This window comes from Pseudomonas vranovensis DSM 16006, from assembly GCF_000425805.1.
Classification (GTDB): domain Bacteria; phylum Pseudomonadota; class Gammaproteobacteria; order Pseudomonadales; family Pseudomonadaceae; genus Aquipseudomonas; species Aquipseudomonas vranovensis.
The window spans coordinates 315,429-332,826 of the sequence record NZ_AUED01000003.1; the positions used below are offsets into that span (position 1 = coordinate 315,429).

A 17,398-nucleotide genomic window follows, 5' to 3' on the forward strand; every position below is an offset into this window, starting at 1 on the left:
ATATTCAAAGCGTCACTCGCGAAAGGTCATTCATCATGTTGCGCCATGCCTTGCCCCTCGCTCTGCCCATCGGCCTTGCCATGCTGCTCTCTGCCTGCGGGCAGGAGGGTGCACCGCAGACTTCCCTGCGTCCTGCCATGGTCGTGCAGCCGCAACCGGCCAGCGCCGCTGCCGACAGCTACCCGGGCGAGGTGCGTGCGCGCTTTGAGCCGGAGCTGGCGTTCCGCATCGGGGGCAAGGTCAGCAAGCGCCTGGTCGAAGAGGGGCAGCGGGTCAAGGCCGAGCAGCCGCTGGCACAGCTCGACCCGCAGGATGTACGCCTGCAACTGGAGGCCAGTCGCGCCCAACTGGCCGCCGCTGAAGCCAACCTGACCTTGGTCAAGGCCGAGCGCGACCGCTACAAGACCCTGCTTGACCGTCAGATGGTCAGCCATTCCCAGTATGACAATGCCGAAAACCTCTATCGCGCCGGTCTGGCCCGGCTCAAGCAGGTGCGTGCCGAATACGACGTGGCTGGCAACCAGGCCGAATACGCCGTGTTGCGCGCCTCTCAGGACGGTGTGATCGCCAAGCGCCAGGTCGAGGTCGGGCAGGTGGTATCCGCCGGCCAGACCGTATTTACCCTGGCCACCGATGGCGAACGCGAAGTGCTGATCGGTTTGCCGGAACAGCAGTTCGGCCGCTTCAAAGTCGGTCAGCCGGTGTCGGTTGAGCTCTGGTCGCAACCCGATGAACGCTTTACCGGACGCATTCGTGAGCTGTCGCCATCGGCAGACCCGCGCTCGCGGACCTTTGCCGCGCGCATTGCCTTCACCGCGGGCAAGGTGCCCGCAGAGCTGGGCCAGAGTGCCCGGGTGTACATCCAGCACGATGAGCAGGTGCCGTTGGCGGTGCCGCTGTCGGCCCTGACCGCCGAAAACGGTCAGACCTACGTATGGCGTGTGGACGCCAACAACACCCTCAAGCGTGTGCCAGTACGGGTGGGCGCCTATGGCGAGAACAGTGTGCCAGTGCTTGAAGGGCTCAATGCCTCGGACTGGGTAGTGGCGGCCGGCGTGCATGTGCTCCAGGAGGGGCAACAGGTGCGTCCGGTGGATCGTTCCAATCGTGTGGTGAATCTGGCGGCCAAGGAGTAAGTCCCGATGGGTTTCAACCTTTCCGCCTGGGCCCTGCGCAATCGGCAGATCGTGCTGTTCCTGATGATTCTCCTGGCGCTGGTCGGCGCGCTGTCCTACACCAAGTTGGGGCAGAGCGAAGACCCGCCATTCACCTTCAAAGCCATGGTGATCCGCACTATCTGGCCCGGCGCCAGCGCCGAGGAAGTCTCGCGCCAAGTCACCGAGCGCATCGAAAAGAAGCTGATGGAGACCGGCGAGTACGAGAAAATCGTGTCGTTCTCGCGCCCGGGTGAATCGCAGGTCACCTTCGTGGCCCGCGACTCGATGCATTCGGCCGATATCCCCGAGCTGTGGTACCAGATCCGCAAGAAGGTCGCCGACATCCGGCATACCTTGCCGCCTGGTATTCACGGGCCGTTCTTCAACGATGAGTTCGGCACTACCTTTGGCAACATCTATGCACTGACCGGCGAAGGCTTCGATTACGCCGTGCTCAAGGATTACGCCGACCGCGTGCAGATTCAGCTGCAGCGCGTCAAGGACGTGGGCAAGGTCGAGCTGCTGGGGCTGCAGGACGAAAAGATCTGGATCGAGCTGTCCAACGTCAAGCTGGCAACCCTCGGCTTGCCCCTGGCGGCTGTTCAGCAGGCCCTGGAGGAACAGAACGCCGTCAGCACCGCCGGCTTCTTCGAGACCCCCAGCGAGCGCTTGCAACTGCGGGTGAGCGGCCGCTTCGATACTGTCGAGCAGATCGAGCAGTTCCCCATTCGTGTTGGCGACCGCACTTTCCGTATCGGTGATGTGGCCCAGGTCCGCCGTGGGTTCAACGATCCTCCCGCGCCACGCATGCGCTTCATGGGCCAGGATGCCATCGGCCTTGCGGTGTCGATGAAAGCCGGTGGCGACATCCTGGTGCTGGGCAAGGCCCTGGAAACCGAGTTCGAGCGTATCTCCCACAACCTGCCGGCCGGCATGGAGCTGCGCAAGGTGTCGGACCAGCCTGCGGCAGTGAAAACCGGGGTGGGCGAGTTCGTTCAGGTGCTGGTCGAGGCCCTGGCTATCGTGTTGCTGGTGAGCTTCTTTTCCCTCGGTGTGCGCACCGGGCTGGTGGTGGCCCTGGCCATTCCGCTGGTGCTGGCCATGACTTTCGCCACCATGTACTACCTGGGCATCGGCCTGCACAAGATTTCGCTGGGTGCGCTGGTGCTGGCCCTGGGGTTGTTGGTGGATGATGCGATCATTGCCGTCGAGATGATGGCGATCAAGATGGAACAGGGCTTCGACCGCATCAAGGCCGCCAGCTACGCCTGGACCAGCACGGCCTTCCCGATGCTCACCGGTACCCTGATCACCGCCGCAGGCTTTTTGCCGATTGCCACGGCGCAGTCCAGCACCGGCGAGTACACCCGATCGATCTTCCAGGTGGTCACCATTGCCTTGATCGCCTCCTGGATTGCCGCCGTGGTGTTCGTGCCGTACCTGGGCGAACGCCTGTTGCCTGACTTGGCCAAGCTGCATGCCGCCAAGCATGGCACCCCCGAAGGCGGGCCGGACCCCTATGGCACGCCGTTCTACCAGCGTGTGCGGCGAGTGGTGGGCTGGTGCGTCGAGCGGCGCAAAACCGTCATCATCGCAACCATCGCGCTGTTCATTGGCAGCATCCTGTTGTTCCGTTTCGTTCCCCAGCAGTTCTTCCCGGCTTCCGGCCGACTGGAGCTGATGGTCGACCTGAAGCTGGCTGAAGGTGCCTCGCTGAGCAATACCGCTGAACAGGTCAAGCGCCTGGAGGCCATGCTCAAGGACCGTGCGGGTATCGACAACTACGTGGCCTATGTCGGCACGGGTTCACCACGCTTCTACCTGCCGTTGGACCAGCAATTGCCGGCGGCAAGCTTTGCCCAGTTCGTGGTGCTGGCCAATACCATCGAAGAACGTGAAGCCCTGCGCAGTTGGTTGATCGCCACCCTCGACGAGCAGTTCCCGGACCTGCGCTCGCGCGTTACCCGCCTGGAGAACGGCCCACCCGTGGGCTATCCGGTGCAGTTCCGGGTGACTGGCGAGCATATCGAGCAGGTGCGTGCCCTGGCACGCAAGGTCGCGATCAAGGTGCGCGAGAACCCCCATGTGGTCAACGTCCACCTCGACTGGGAAGAGCCGAGCAAGGTGGTGTACCTGAACATCGACCAGGACCGTGCCCGGGCCCTGGGCGTGAGTACCGCCAACCTAGCCAAGTTCCTGCAAAGCTCGCTCACAGGGTCGGCGGTCAGTCAGTTCCGTGAAGACAACGAACTGATCGAAATCCTCCTGCGCGGTACCCAGCAGGAGCGAACCGAGCTTGCCAACCTGCCGAGCCTGGCAGTACCGACCGACAACGGCCGGAGTGTGGCCCTGTCGCAGGTAGCAACACTCGAATACGGCTTCGAGGAAGGGATCATCTGGCACCGCAACCGTCTGCCCAGCGTCACCGTTCGTGCCGATATCTATGGCAAGGAACAGCCGGTGACTCTGGTCAAGCAGATCCTGCCGACCCTTGACCCGGTGCGTGCCGAATTGCCCGATGGCTACCTGCTGGAAGTCGGTGGCACGGTGGAAGACTCTACCCGCGGACAGAAGTCGGTGAACGCTGGCGTGCCGCTGTTCATCGTGGTGGTGTTGACCTTGCTGATGCTGCAACTGCGCAGCTTCTCGCGCACGGTGATGGTGTTCCTCACCGCGCCCCTGGGGTTGATCGGGGTGACCTTGTTCCTGCTGGTGTTCCGCCAGCCATTCGGCTTCGTGGCGATGCTCGGGACGATCGCGCTGTCGGGGATGATCATGCGTAACTCGGTGATCCTGGTGGATCAGATCGAGCAGGACATTGCGGCGGGGCTGGATCGTTGGCAGGCGATTATCGAGGCGACCGTGCGACGTTTCCGGCCGATTGTACTGACCGCGCTGGCGGCGGTACTGGCGATGATCCCGCTGTCGCGCAGCGTGTTCTTCGGGCCGATGGCGGTGGCGATCATGGGTGGCTTGATCGTGGCCACTGCGTTGACGCTGTTGTTCTTGCCGGCGTTGTATGCAGCGTGGTTCAGAGTGAAGAAGGCTTGAGGTTGATCGCGGGGCACGTCGAGACGTCGCCCCGCGATGCCTTTACAAGGCCCCGAATACCTTCTTGGCCACACTGGTTGCTGCCGCGGCAGGATTCTGGCGAATGCTTTCTTCCTGCTTGGCAATCATTTCAAACAACCCGTTGAGCGCCTGCTCGGTCACATAACCTTCCACGTTGGCGCTCTTGGCATCCACTACGCCCAACGCCGCTGCCTGCCCGGCAAAGCTGTTGTACTGCTGGACCAGGCCCACCTGGTCGGTGGCCTGCTTGACGATCGGCAGGAACTTGGCGCGGATCTGCTCACGGCTGGTCTTGCTCAGGTACTGGGTGGCCGAGTCGTTGCCGCCGGCGAGGATGCCCTTGGCATCGTCGACGGTCATTTTCTTCACGGCATCGACCAGCAGGGCCTGGGCCTGGGGAACGGCCGCTTCGGCCGCCTTGTTCATGCTGGTCTCTAGCTGCTCGACCTCGGCACCCATGCCGAACTTCTTCATGGTCTTGGCAGCCTTGCCCAGTTTCCCAGGCAGTTCAATGCGTACCTCGGGGTTAGTACTGAAGCCACCGGGCGTGCCCAACTGCTTGACTGCAACTTGCGCACCTTGGGTCAGGGCATCCTTGAGGCCGACGGAGGCGTCTTTCTGCGTGAGATCACCCAGCGACAGTGCCAGGGCACTGGCCGAGAACAGCAGGCCGGCGCACAGGCCGGTGAAGGTGAGGGCAGGGCGTAACATGGGAGCATCCTTATCCAAAAGCGGGCAATCAATCAACGAACGGCATCAACCTTGATGCGTACCGATTGCGGGTCGGTGCCATCGAGTTGCACGCCGTGGTGTTCGGTGTTGATGAACAACAGCTTGCCGTCGAGTTCGATCCGCGCGCTGACGGCGTAGCGGTGGCCAGGCTTGACCTGGGCTGGGTCGTAGCTCAGATGAAAGGGCAGCGGCACCTGGCCTTTGACTGGGCCGCTCTGGCTGGCGAGGGTGACCGCCGGAGCGTCCATCAGCGAGACATCCTGCAGGCTGACGCTAAGGGTCGCGGCCGGTGGCAGGGCAATGCGCTGCAGGTAGAACACCTCACCGTCGAGGCTGGCTTTGGAAGCGGGCGGGGTACTGCTGCAGGCGGCGAGCAGGCTGCCAAGCAGGATCAGGGACAGTTTTTTCATCAGTAGCTCCTTGTGGGTGGAGCCGCCAAGGCGGCGACCAACCCAGGTTAAGTCGTGTTGCTCCAGGGCACAGGCCAGTAGGGACTATGCCGGTACTTCGGGGTGCTCTTCGCTGCGGTGCAGGGCAACCTGGCGAATCGACAGGCGGATTTCGGCCGACAATACGCGCTTGGCCGCACCTTCGGCCAGTTCACTGAGTTTTTCGTGGTAACCCAGCTTGCCGTGGGTGTCCGGGCGCAGGACGCCTTGTTCGATCTGGGTCTGGATGAAATGGCGGAACAGGGTCTTGTCGAAGAACTCCGGGGCGTTGAGGCCATGCAGGATCGACAGGCGCTGGGCCATGACCACGCACAGGTCTTCCAGCTCTTCGGCGCTGAGGGTGTGTTGGCCGCTGTTGAGCAATAGCGCGGTGGCCATGTAGAAACGCTGCAGCGTCTGGGTGATGGCCCGGGCCAGCAAGGTCAGCAGCACGAACTGGCGTGAGCTGGGTGCCGGGCGCAGGTACACGCCGTTCTCGAAGCGCAGCAGGCCATGGTCGACGAAGGCCTGCAGCCACTGGTCGATCACGCCGTCGAGTTCGTCCAGCTCCCAGCGAATGAACAGCTCCGATTGCAGGTACGGGTACAACGCCCGGGTGTATTGCAGGATCAGCTCGCGGCTCATGCGCGAGCTGCTCTGGAAGAAGCTTGCCAGTAGCGCCGGCAGGGCGAAGATGTGCAGGACGTTGTTGCGGTAGTAGGTCATCAGCACCGCGTTCTGTTCGTCCAGGTACAGGATCCTGCCCAGCGCATCGCTCTGCTCGGCCAGCAGGCCCATGCCCTTGACGTGGCTGATCAATGCCAGGCCGTCACCTTCGGGCAGGGTGGTGTGCGGTGAGTAGGGCACCTGGCGCAACAAGGCCAGGTACAGGTCCAGCACACGCGCCAGGGCACGCTCGTCCAGGGCCAGCCGGCTGGTGGAGAGCAGGGCCAGGGCAGCGAGATTGACCGGGTTTATGGCTGCGGCCTCGTTGAGGTGGCGGGCGACCTTTTCACCCAGGCGCGAGGTGGTTTCGTTCAACCAGGCTGGGCGGAACTGGGGCGCATGGGCCTGCTCGCGCCAGCCCGGTTGCTGCTGGTCGAGGAAGGCGCCCAGGCGAATCGGTTCGCCAAAGTTGACCGCCACCTGGCCGAAGCGCTGCTTGAGGGCGCCCAGGACCTTGAAGATGTCAAAGATCGACTCCTTCTTTTTGCTCGCGCCGCGCAGCTCACCCAGATAGGTACGGCCTTCAAGCACGCGCTCGTAGCCGATGTACACCGGCACAAAGACGATTGGCGTGCGCGAGGAACGCAGGTAGCTGCGCAAGGTAATGGCCAGCATGCCGGTCTTTGGCTGCAGCATGCGTCCAGTGCGCGAACGGCCACCCTCGACGAAGTACTCCACCGGGAAGCCCTTGGTGAACAGGGTATGCAGGTATTCATTGAACACCGCCGTGTACAGCGGGTTGCCCTTGAACGTGCGGCGCATGAAGAACGCCCCGCCACGGCGCAGCAGGCCGCCGATCACGGGCATGTTCAGGTTGATGCCGGCGGCGATGTGCGGTGGTGTCAGGCCGTTGCGAAACAGCAGGTAGGACAGCAGCAAATAGTCGATGTGGCTACGATGGCAAGGTACGTAGATCACCTCGTGACCCGGAGCGATGCCCTGCACCTGCTCGATGTGATTGACCTTGATGCCGTCGTAGATCTTGTTCCAGAACCAGCTGAGCACCACTTCGAGAAAACGGATGGCGGTGTAGGTGTAGTCCGAGGCAATCTCGTTGCCATAGCGCAGGGCCTGGGCCTCGGCCTTGGCCAGGGGAATGCTCTGGCGTTCGGCTTCGTCGGCGATGGCTTGGCGAACCAGCGGATCGTGGACCAGGCCTTTGACCAGGTTGCGTCGGTGCGAGATGTCCGGGCCGATGACTGCAGTCTTGAGGTTGCGAAAGTGTACCCGCAGCATGCGCTGGGCCATGCGCACCGTGCGTTCGTGGCCTTTGTTGTGCTGCACCAGCTCACGCAGGTGGATCGGCTCGGAAAACTGCACGCGGGTCTTGCGGCCCAGGATCAGCACGGTCAGCAGTCGCCGCAAGCGGCCGGTGACGGCCCAGCTGTCGGCGAACAGCAGCTTCCAGGGGCTGGACTCGCTGGCCGGTGACTGGCCCCAGAACACGCTGACCGGAATGATCTTTGCGTCTTCCTCGGCATGCTGGCTGATGGCATTGACCAGACGGGCGAGGGTCGGCGGTGCGCCACGCTTGTCCTGGCGGCCAAGCCAGTCGGGCTCGGGTGTGAGGTAGAAGAACGCGGCAGGCTCGTGCAGGGTGCCCACCGACACCGGCAGTACCGGGCGCGGAAGCCCCGCTTTGGTGCACTCGCGGTCGAGCACGGCCAGGTCGGTCAGGGAGGGCGATTGCAGGGCATAGAACACCGGACGGCTGCGGTCCAGGTTCAGGGTGAAGGCTGACTGGTTGATGGTCTCGGAGCGAACCCACAGGTACAACAGGCGACGCAGGGCGCCAAAGATCAGGCGGCGCAGGGGGGAACGGGTCATACGGTGTGTGCTCTGGATGAGATTTTCGAGTGATTGCTCAGTCGGTTAGTGTGCCGTATCTGCGCAAGTTCAGCAAAAAGCACTCCGGTCATGAAATTTAATTTAAGTGTGTCTTATACTCGGTCCGCCGCTTGCAGGAGTTTTCTGCAAGCTGCGTCGGTGGAGGGTGGTGACCCCTCTGCAAGCAAGGCGATTCCAAAATAAAAATTCGGAGTAGTTCAGATGTCGTCTCGTGAAACTGGAAGTGTGAAGTGGTTCAATGACGCCAAGGGTTATGGCTTCATTCAGCGTGAAGGTGGCGCGGACGTGTTCGTTCACTACCGTGCCATTCGTGGTGAGGGGCATCGCACCCTCATCGAGGGGCAACAGGTCGAATACAGTCTGACTCAGGGCCAGAAAGGCCTGCAGGCGGAAGATGTAATCGGGCTGTAAGCACCGGGTCACAAGCCTTGAGCCTGGGCCCACCAGCGAAAAGGCCCGCCGCCGGACGACCGGGGCGGGCCTTTTCGTAGAAGCCGGCTCAGCTGGTACGCCAGGTGATTTCCTCTTCACCGTCGGCGCTGATGCGGATCCAGCGATCGGCATCGTCCTCACCTTCTTCCTCGACCCAGGTACCCGGCGCACAGCGTACTTCGACGTTCAGTGCGGCAAAGGCGGCGCGGGCGCAGGCGATGTCATCGTCCCACGGGGTCTGGTCACTTTCCAGGTAGAGACTGTTCCATTTGCCTACAGCCTTCGGTAACCAGGTAACTGGAATGTTACCGGCCGTGCATTTCCAGGTCTGGCCTTTTTGCTGCCATTCGCTGCAAGGGCCCAATGCCTGGGTCAGCCAGTCAGCGATCTGCTTGTGGTCGACGTCGGCGTCTTTGAGGTAAATCTCGATATCGGGTTGGCGCATGGGGGCTCCGGGTGTGCTCAGTCTTGGCGCACAAAGTAATCGTAACGCATCGATACCGTGACCTCGAAAGGTTCGGCCTGTTCGATGACGCCGGCTCGTTTTTCCGCGCTGGCGCGCCAGCCATGAGGGGTCATGGCCAGCAGGTCGGCGCGGGACTTGCCATCGACAAGGCTCAGGCGGAATCTCAGGGTTTCACTGTGGGCATGCTGCATGCCTGCCGGGACCAGCGCCAGGTGCTTGTCGTCGGCGTAGTCGCGCACTTCATCGTAGAGCTTGTGGCGCAACTCGATCAGGTGCTCGTTGGTCGGGCCGACCCGCATCAGGCCGCCGCCAGGGGCGAGCAGGCGCAGCGCCTCCTGCCAGTCCAGGGGGCTGAACACGCTGGCCAGGAACTGGCAGCTGGCATCGGCCAGGGGCACCCGCGCCATGCTTGCTACCAGCCAGGTCAGTGCCGGGTTGCGCCGGCAGGCACGCTTGACCGCCTCGCGGGAGATGTCCAGCGCGTAGCCGTCGGCCTCGGGCAGCGCCTCGGCGATCTGGGCGGTGTAGTAACCCTCGCCGCAGCCGATATCCAGCCAGCGCTCAGGCGCACGCTGTGCGGCAAGCTCCGCCAGCCGGCGGGCCACCGGGGCGTAGTGCCCAGCGTTGAGAAAGTCGCGGCGGGCTTCGACCATGGCCTGGTTGTCGCCGGGGTCGCGACTGTTCTTGTGCTGCACCGGCAACAGGTTCAGGTAACCCTGACGGGCACGGTCGAAACGATGCCCGGCCGGGCAGGCCACACCGTTGTCGAGAGTGCTCAGCGGAGCGCTGCAGATAGGGCAGGTGAGCATCAGGCAAGCAACCGGGTCAGGGTCTGGTAGTAGATCTCGGTCAGCACATCCAGGTCGCTGGCCAGGATCCGCTCGTTGACCTGGTGGATGGTCGCGTTGACCGGGCCCAGTTCAACCACCTGGGTACCGAGGGTGGCAATGAAGCGCCCGTCGGAAGTGCCACCACTGGTCGAGGCTTGGGTTTCACGGCCGGTCACGGCCTTGATGCTGGCCGAGACGGCATCGAGCAGGTCACCGGGCTCGGTCAGGAACGGCAGGCCCGACAGCGCCCAGTCCACATGCCAGTCCAGCTGGTGGTTGTCGAGGATTGCGGCGACACGCTGCTGCAGGCCTTCGACCGTCGACTCGGTCGAGAAGCGGAAGTTGAACAGCGCGGTGAGCTCGCCCGGCACCACGTTGGTGGCACCGGTGCCGGAATTGAGGTTTGAGATCTGGAAGCTGGTCGGCGGGAAGAATGCGTTGCCTTCGTCCCAGTGCTCGGCCGCCAGTTCCGCCAGGGCCGGGGTGGCCAGGTGGATCGGGTTCTTGGCCAGGTGCGGGTAGGCCACATGCCCCTGCACACCGCGTACGGTCAGCTTGGCGCCGAGGGAGCCGCGACGGCCGTTCTTGACCACGTCACCCACCAGGCTGGTGCTCGACGGCTCGCCGACGATGCACCAGTCCAGGCGTTCCTTGCGCGCGGCCAGGCGCTCGATGACCGCCTTGGTACCGTGGTGGGCCGGGCCTTCTTCGTCGCTGGTGATGAGGAAGGCGACCTTGCCGCGGTGGTCGGGGTAGTCGGCGACGAAGCGCTCGGTGGCCACTACCATGGCCGCCAGGCTGCCTTTCATGTCGGCGGCGCCGCGGCCACAGAGCATGCCGTCGGCATCGATCAGGGCGTCGAACGGATCGTTCTGCCAGGCCTGCACCGGGCCGGTCGGCACTACATCGGTGTGACCGGCAAAGCACAGCACCGGACCATCCTGGGTACCGTGGGTGGCCCAGAAGTTATCGACGTCTTCGATGCGCATCGGCTCGAGCATGAAGCCGGCATCGCCCAGGCGCTGCATCATTTGTTTCTGGCAATCGGCGTCCACTGGGGTCACCGAGGGGCGACGGATCAGGTCGCAGGCCAGTTCAAGGGTAGGCGAGAGGTCGGCTGGGGCCGTCATTGAAGGAACTCCGGGGGCAAGGCAGGGCACGAATTCGAGGGGCGTTATCTTATAGCAAAACTACTGGAGCGACGATCTGTAGCCGCTGCCGTCGGGCTGCGATCGACTGCATAGCAGTCGCCATTCAATCTTGGCGGCCACATTGTGGCCGATCGCAGCCTGGCGGCCGCGGCTACAAAAGACCGGTCAAGATGCCTGGGCAGGTTGGACGGCATCCACGGGTTTTGGCAGCGACGACAGCATCGCCATGATCAAGGCCGCCAGGTACGGCAGCGATTGCACCAGCAGCATGGTCACCCAGAAGCGCATGTCATTGCTCGGCAGGCCCTGGACCAGGTAGATCCCGGCCGCAGCGCCCCACAGCAAGACCATGATGAACAGCTCTTCGCGGGCCTCGGAAATAGCCACCAGCAGACCATGGCTATCGGCATGCTTGGGAGTGCGAATGAACGGAATGCTGCTGGTAAAGAACCCGTACAGCACCGCCTTGGCAATGGTGTGCGACAGCGCAAGGCCCGCCAGGGCCGCGGCGAAGGCGTCCTTGAGGTTGACCCCGACCGCGCGGCGGTACAAGAACACGATCTTGCCGACCTTGAAGACGAACAGCGCCAGCGGCGGAATGGCGAAGATCAGCAGCGGCGGGTCGACCCGTTGCGGCACGATGATCATCGCTGCCGACCAGAGCAGGGCGCCCACGGTGAAGAAAATGTTCATGCCGTCGGCGATCCAAGGTAGCCAGCCGGCCAGGAAGTGATAGCGCTGGCCACGGGTGAGTTCCGAATCTTTGCCGCGCAGCAGCGCCGCGGAATGGCGCTTGATGATCTGGATGGCGCCATAGGCCCAGCGGAAGCGCTGCTTCTTGAAGTCGATGAAGGTGTCGGGCATCAGGCCCTTGCCATAGCTCTCATGGGAGTACGCCGCCGAGTAACCTTTCTCGAACACCCGCAGGCCCAGTTCGGCGTCTTCACAGATGCACCAGTCGGCCCAGCCCAGTTCTTCGAGCACCGAGCGGCGGGTCATGGTCATGGTGCCGTGCTGGATGATCGCGTCGCGGTCGTTGCGAGTCACCATGCCGATATGGAAGAAGCCCTTGTACTCGCTGTAGCACAGCTTCTTGAAGGTGCTTTCGTTCTGGTCGCGATAGTCCTGCGGCGATTGCACCACGGCGATTTTCGGGTCGGCAAAGTGCGGCACCATGTGCTTGAGCCAGTTGCGGTCCACGCAGTAGTCCGAGTCGATCACTGCGATTACCTCGGCGTCCTTGGCCGTATGCGGGATCAGGTAGTTCAGCGCACCGCCCTTGAACCCGGCAAGGGGCGAGACATGGAAGAACTTGAAGCGCTCGCCGAGCATCTCGCAGTGGGCCTTGATCGGCTCCCAGACGGCCGGGTCCTTGGTGTTGTTGTCGATGATCAGGACTTCGTAGTCCGGGTAATCGAGGGCGGCGAGGGCATTGAGGGTCTGTTTGACCATCTCCGGCGGCTCGTTGTAGCACGGCACATGCACCGACACTTTCGGCCGGTAGGCGCTGTCGGCCTGCACCGGCAGGAATTCCCGGCGACGTTTGTGAATCCATACTGCCTCGGCCAGTTCATGGGCTTCGGTCAACAGCACGATGAATACCCCAAGGGCACCCAGGGCGAGCAGAAAGCCTACGGTCAAGCTGAACCAGGTGCTGTATTGCTGGCTGTAGTCATAGCCGATCCACACCAGTACCGAGCCGCAGAGAAAGGCGATGAAGGTCAGGAAGGTGCGGCCGCGCTGGCGCAGGGCCGAGCCGTCGATCAGCAGCAGGGTCAGCGACAGCATCGCCAGCACCACTGAACCTACCGCGAGTACGCGCCATTGTGGGATGGCCACGACCGGCCCTTCAAAATTGAATTTCTGCTGGCGAGCGGCATTGAACACGCCCCAGTAGGCACCCACCGAACCTTCGTCGCTGGCTTTCCAGGGTTGATCGTAGGCCTCGATGACGAAGTAGTTGTAGCCCTGGCGGTTGAGGGTATTGACCAAGGTGCGCAAGTAGATTGCCTGGTCGGCCTGGGTGGCGTCGGCGCCTCCGCGCATGCGGCCATTGCTGGGCCAGCCGACCTCGGAAAGCAGCAGCGACTTGCGCGGGAAGAGCTGTTTGAGGTCGCGGGCACGGTCGAGCACGAACTGACCGGCTTCTTTCATCGGGATGAACTCCCAGTACGGCAGAATGTGAGCTGCAATCAGGTCGACGTGCTTGGCCAACTCGGGGTGTTCCTTCCAGATGTGCCACTGTTCGCTGGTGGTCACCGGTACTTTCACGGCGGCCCGGACCCGGTCCAGGTACTGGATCAACGCCTCGGGGGTGATTTCTTCGCGGAACAGGGCCTCGTTACCGACCATCACGCGCACGACGCTGCGCGAGCTGTTGGCCAGTTCGATGGCTTTCTGGATTTCCCGTTCGTTGCGTTCGAGGTCCGGACTGATCCATACCCCGAGCGTCACCCGCAGGCCGAACTCCTCGGCCAGGCGCGGTATCTCGGCCTGGGTACCTTCGACGGTGTAGATACGAATGCTGTCGGTGAGCTTGCTCAACTGCTCCAGGTCTTGGCGCAACTCGTCTTCGTTGGGGTACTGGCCCTTCTGCGGGCTTTCGCCTAGACGAAACGGCGAGTAGGAGAAGCCGGAAATCTGCTCCGGCCAGTCGGGTGCAGATACGGGGCGGTTGATCAGTGCCCAGAACCCGGTGAATAGTGCGGCAATCGCCATGACTATCACCAGGTTGATACCAAATTTACGCGATGACATAGATAGTTCGGGTTCCGAAGGGTGGAACGGGCGAGCGCCACACGGCGCGGATCCTGCTCTTAGCCCGCCTATGCTGTGTAGGAACAGGTTGGCGGCTGTAGGTTAGATAGACTCCACGTATTGAAGTTCTTGGGCCCGTGCTGTTGTCGTCCAAGACTGAAGATTGCATCGGACATTAAAGCAGGATTAGCGCCGACTTTACCAACTCCGGCGTGGCGTCCGGTCTGAAGCGGGATGGCATCGGGCCGCAAGAGGCCTATAATGCGCGCCGGTTTTTTCGGGGTATGGCCATGAGTACAGATGATCCACGCTTTGCCGGTGTTGCAAGGTTGTATGGCGATAACGGCCTGCAGCGCCTGCGCGAAGCCCATGTGGCAATCGTCGGCATCGGCGGCGTCGGTTCGTGGGCGGCCGAGGCGATGGCCCGTAGTGGCGTCGGTGAAATCTCGCTGTTTGACCTGGACGATGTCTGCGTCAGCAACACCAACCGCCAGTTGCATGCGATGGAAGGCACTATCGGTCGCGCCAAGGCCGAGGTCATGGCCGAACGCCTGCGGGCGATCAATCCTGCGTGCAAGGTGCATGCGGTGGTGGACTTCGTGACCAAGGAAACCCTGCCCGAATACATCGGCAAGGACATCGACTGTGTGATCGACTGCATCGACAGTGTCATGGCCAAGGCGGCGTTGATCGGCTGGTGCAAGCGGCACAAGGTCACCATCATCACCACCGGCGGCGCCGGTGGGCAGATCGATCCGACCCAGATCCAGGTGGCCGACCTGAACAAGACCTTCAACGACCCGCTGGCCTCTCGCGTGCGTTCGACCTTGCGCCGGGACTACAACTTTTCGCGTACGGTCACCCGCAACTACAGCGTGCCGTGCGTGTTTTCCACTGAGCAGCTGCGCTACCCCAAGGGGGACGGCAGTGTTTGCCTGCAGAAGAGTTTTGTCGGCGAGGGCGTCAAGCTCGATTGCTCCGGCGGCTTCGGCGCGGTGATGATGGTGACGGCGACCTTCGGCATGGTCGCCGCCAGCAAGGCGGTGGAAAAGCTGGTAGCGGGTGCCCGTCGCCCCTCCGAGCGCAACAAGGCTCAGGCGTCGGCGGCGAGCTGAGCCATGCGCTGCAGCACGGCGTTCAGGCCGTTGCTGCGCGAGGGGGAGAGCTGGCGGCCCAGGCCCAGACGAAGGAACCAGGCGGGCAGGTCGAGCTGCACAAGTTCAGCGCTGGACAGGCCCTCGACCCGCACCAGCAGCAGTGCCAGCAGGCCGCGAATGATCCGTGCATCGCTGGCACCCTTGAATCGCCATTGGCCATCGTGTTGTTCGGCGACCAGCCACACCTGGCTTTCGCAGCCATGAACCCGGTTGGCCTCGGATCTTTCCTCGTCACTCAACGGTGCCAAGCGCTCACCCCATTGCATCAGCAGGCGGGCCCGTTGTTCCCAGCCGGCCGCCTGCTCAAAGCTGGCAAGGGCTTCTTGTGCGCTATCGGGCAGGCTCATCGCAGCAGCTCCAGGGCTTGATCCAGTGCCTCGAAGAAGCGCTGCAGGTCGGCGGAGTCGTTGTACAGGGCAAGGGAAACGCGGATGGCACCGTCCAGGCCGAGGCTTTTGAGCAGCGGCATGGCGCAGTGATGTCCGGCGCGTACAGCAATGCCTTGTTCGGTCAGCATATGCGCGAGGTCAGCGTTGTGGACGCCTTCGACCACGAAACTGGCCAGGGCCAGCTGCGGCTGACCCAGCAGGCGGATGCCTTCGCGATCATTGAGGCCGCGCAACAGATGGCGATGCAAGCCGGCTTCGTGTTCGATCACAGCGCTCGGGTCGAGCCCGGCCAGGTAATCGAGGCTGGCCCCCAGGCCGATGACGCTCGCAATAGGCGGTGTGCCAGCCTCGAAACCCAGGGGCGCCGGACGAAAGCTTGCGCTCTGGTAGTCGGCGATCTGGACCATTTCGCCGCCGAACTGCCAATGGCGCAGGCGTGCCAGGGCTTCGCTGCCGCCGTAAAGCACGCCGACGCCGTCGGGGCCATAGAGTTTGTGGCTGGAAAACACATAGAAGTCGCAGCCCAGTTGCTGCATGTCCTGACGACCATGCACCACCCCTTGGGCGCCGTCGACAACGGTCAGCGCGCCTTGGGCGCGGGCGTGGTCCAGCAGCGGTGCGAGGGGCTGCCAGGCGCCCAGAACATTGGACAGCTGGCTCACCGCCAGCAAGCGGGTGCGCGGGCCAATCAGCTGGAGTGCAGTTTCAAGGTCGATCAGGCCGCGGCCATCCAGGGGCAGGATCACCAGCTTGAGGCCGCGACGATGGGCCAGCTGTTGCCAGGGTAGAAGGTTGGCGTGGTGTTCCAGGGCGCTGATGACGATTTCGTCACCGGCCTCGAACTGTCCTTCAAGGCCATAGGCCAGCAGGTTGAGTGCCGACGTGGCGCCATGGGTGAAGATGATGCTCTGGGTGTCACCGGCATTCAGCCAGCTGGCAACCTTTTCCCGGCTACGCTCGAAAGCCTGGGTAGCCAAGGCGCCGGGGAGGTGTTGGGCACGATGCACATTGGCGGCGCCGTGGCCGTAATAATGGCTCAGGGCATCGAGCAGGATTTGTGGCTTTTGCGTGGTGGCAGCGCTGTCCAGGTAGGTCTGGTGCTGGCGTTGCAGGGCGGCGATGGCTGGGAAGTCAGTACGCCACGGGGAGGGCTGGAACATGATGATCGGACCTGAATATCGGGCCTGGCGTTAGGCCAGGCCCGATGGTACCACTTAGTTGTGGGCGTGCAGCGCTTCGTTCAGTTCGATCGCCGACTTGTGCGTCTTGCACTCTACTGCGCCGGTTACCGAGTTACGACGGAACAGCAGGTCGGTCTGGCCCGCCAGATCGCGCGCCTTGACCACTTTGACCAACTGGTTCTGCTCGTCGAGCAGTGCCACTTTGGTGCCTGCAGTGATGTACAGGCCGGCTTCGACGGTGTTGCGGTCACCCAGCGGGATGCCGATACCGGCGTTGGCGCCGATCAGGCAGCCTTCGCCGACCTTGATGATGATGTTGCCGCCGCCCGACAGGGTGCCCATGGTCGAGCAGCCGCCGCCCAGGTCCGAGCCCTTGCCGACGAACACGCCCGCCGAAACGCGGCCTTCGATCATGCCTGGGCCTTCTGTGCCGGCGTTAAAGTTGACGAAGCCTTCGTGCATGACGGTGGTGCCTTCACCAATGTAGGCACCCAGGCGTACGCGGGCGCTGTCGGCAATGCGCACGCCTGCAGGTACTACGTAGTCGGTCATTTTCGGGAACTTGTCGACCGAGAACACTTCGAGCAGTTCGCCCTTCAGGCGTGCTTCGAGCTGCTGTTCGGCCAGTTCGGCCAGGTCGACGGCACCCTGGCTGGTCCAGGCCACGTTCGGCAGCAACGGGAAGATGCCGGCCAGGCTCAGGCCGTGCGGCTTGACCAGGCGGTGCGAGAGCAGGTGCAGCTTGAGGTAGGCCTCCGGGGTGGAGGTCAGGGCGGCGTCTTCGGCCAGCAGGGTGGCAACCAGCGGCTTGTTGCTTTCGGCCAGGCGGGTCAGCAGGGCGGCCTGGGCGGCGTCGACACCCTTGAGGGCATCGGCCAGCTGTGCGGCCTGGGTGTTGCTGAAGGCGATGGCCTGGTTGCCACCTTCATAACCCAGTACGGGCGAGATGGCGGCAACCAGCTCGGCACTCGGATTGATCAGTGGCTGTGCGTAGAAGACTTCCAGCCAGGCGCCCTGACGGTTTTGGGTGCCGACACCGAAGGCCAGGCTGAACAGGGAAGTGGACATGCAG

General features: G+C 63.1%; 14 protein-coding genes. 4 read left to right on the forward strand and 10 right to left on the reverse strand.

Going from position 1 to position 17,398, the window contains the following annotated elements:
* Positions 1-35 precede the first annotated feature (35 nt).
* The gene (locus H621_RS0108450; RefSeq protein ID WP_028942968.1) at positions 36-1,136 is read left to right on the forward strand and encodes an efflux RND transporter periplasmic adaptor subunit; all 1,101 of its coding nucleotides are present in this window, start codon (positions 36-38) and stop codon (positions 1,134-1,136) included.
* Between the two features lie 6 nt (positions 1,137-1,142).
* On the forward strand, positions 1,143-4,208 hold the full coding sequence (locus H621_RS0108455; protein ID WP_028942969.1) for an efflux RND transporter permease subunit: 3,066 nt from the start codon (positions 1,143-1,145) through the stop codon (positions 4,206-4,208).
* Positions 4,209-4,250: 42 nt separating this feature from the next.
* Here the strand turns inward: H621_RS0108455 and H621_RS0108460 are convergent, their stop codons facing one another.
* The 3 genes from H621_RS0108460 to plsB all read right to left on the reverse strand — a co-directional run bounded on the left by H621_RS0108460 (position 4,251) and on the right by plsB (position 7,942).
* Positions 4,251-4,940: a DUF4197 domain-containing protein gene (locus tag H621_RS0108460; RefSeq protein ID WP_028942970.1), complete on the reverse strand. Its 690-nt coding sequence runs from the start codon at positions 4,938-4,940 to the stop codon at positions 4,251-4,253.
* 32 nt (positions 4,941-4,972) lie between these two features.
* Positions 4,973-5,371 (reverse strand): YbaY family lipoprotein, encoded by a 399-nt coding sequence (locus H621_RS0108465; protein ID WP_028942971.1) that lies wholly within the window; start codon positions 5,369-5,371, stop codon positions 4,973-4,975.
* Between the two features lie 84 nt (positions 5,372-5,455).
* On the reverse strand, positions 5,456-7,942 hold the full coding sequence (gene plsB / locus H621_RS0108470) for a glycerol-3-phosphate 1-O-acyltransferase PlsB (RefSeq protein WP_028942972.1): 2,487 nt from the start codon (positions 7,940-7,942) through the stop codon (positions 5,456-5,458).
* Between the two features lie 222 nt (positions 7,943-8,164).
* Here plsB and H621_RS0108475 point away from each other — a divergent pair, with 222 nt between their 5' ends.
* Positions 8,165-8,374: a cold-shock protein gene (locus H621_RS0108475; protein WP_028942973.1), complete on the forward strand. Its 210-nt coding sequence runs from the start codon at positions 8,165-8,167 to the stop codon at positions 8,372-8,374.
* A gap of 88 nt (positions 8,375-8,462) precedes the next feature.
* Here the strand turns inward: H621_RS0108475 and H621_RS0108480 are convergent, their stop codons facing one another.
* From H621_RS0108480 to H621_RS0108495, 4 genes are all read right to left on the reverse strand, one after another.
* Positions 8,463-8,840 carry a hypothetical protein gene (locus H621_RS0108480; protein ID WP_028942974.1) on the reverse strand — a complete coding sequence of 126 codons (378 nt, stop codon included), beginning with the start codon at positions 8,838-8,840 and terminating at the stop codon, positions 8,463-8,465.
* Between the two features lie 17 nt (positions 8,841-8,857).
* Entirely contained in the window at positions 8,858-9,670 is an 813-nt protein-coding gene (locus H621_RS0108485) for a putative RNA methyltransferase (RefSeq protein WP_028942975.1), read from the reverse strand.
* Positions 9,670-10,821 carry a succinyl-diaminopimelate desuccinylase gene (gene dapE / locus H621_RS0108490; RefSeq protein ID WP_028942976.1) on the reverse strand — a complete coding sequence of 384 codons (1,152 nt, stop codon included), beginning with the start codon at positions 10,819-10,821 and terminating at the stop codon, positions 9,670-9,672. The genes H621_RS0108485 and dapE overlap by 1 nt, the downstream gene beginning before the upstream one ends.
* 186 nt (positions 10,822-11,007) lie before the next feature.
* Positions 11,008-13,599, reverse strand: a complete 2,592-nt coding sequence (locus H621_RS0108495; protein ID WP_028942977.1) for a glycosyltransferase — start codon at positions 13,597-13,599, stop codon at positions 11,008-11,010.
* A gap of 290 nt (positions 13,600-13,889) precedes the next feature.
* Between H621_RS0108495 and tcdA the strand changes: the two genes are divergently transcribed.
* Positions 13,890-14,714: a tRNA cyclic N6-threonylcarbamoyladenosine(37) synthase TcdA gene (gene tcdA, locus H621_RS0108500; protein ID WP_084167946.1), complete on the forward strand. Its 825-nt coding sequence runs from the start codon at positions 13,890-13,892 to the stop codon at positions 14,712-14,714.
* Here tcdA and H621_RS0108505 read toward each other — a convergent pair.
* The 3 genes from H621_RS0108505 to dapD are packed head-to-tail and all read right to left on the reverse strand — an operon-like array spanning position 14,693 to position 17,394.
* Positions 14,693-15,103 (reverse strand): SufE family protein, encoded by a 411-nt coding sequence (locus tag H621_RS0108505; protein ID WP_028942979.1) that lies wholly within the window; start codon positions 15,101-15,103, stop codon positions 14,693-14,695. The two genes, tcdA and H621_RS0108505, sit on opposite strands and share 22 nt — an antisense overlap.
* Positions 15,100-16,305 carry an aminotransferase class V-fold PLP-dependent enzyme gene (locus H621_RS0108510; protein WP_028942980.1) on the reverse strand — a complete coding sequence of 402 codons (1,206 nt, stop codon included), beginning with the start codon at positions 16,303-16,305 and terminating at the stop codon, positions 15,100-15,102. Before H621_RS0108510 ends, H621_RS0108505 begins: the two co-directional genes overlap by 4 nt.
* A 54-nt stretch (positions 16,306-16,359) precedes the next feature.
* Complete coding sequence (gene dapD / locus H621_RS0108515) at positions 16,360-17,394, reverse strand: 2,3,4,5-tetrahydropyridine-2,6-dicarboxylate N-succinyltransferase (protein WP_028942981.1); 1,035 nt, start codon at positions 17,392-17,394, stop codon at positions 16,360-16,362.
* Between the last annotated feature and the right edge of the window lie 4 nt (positions 17,395-17,398).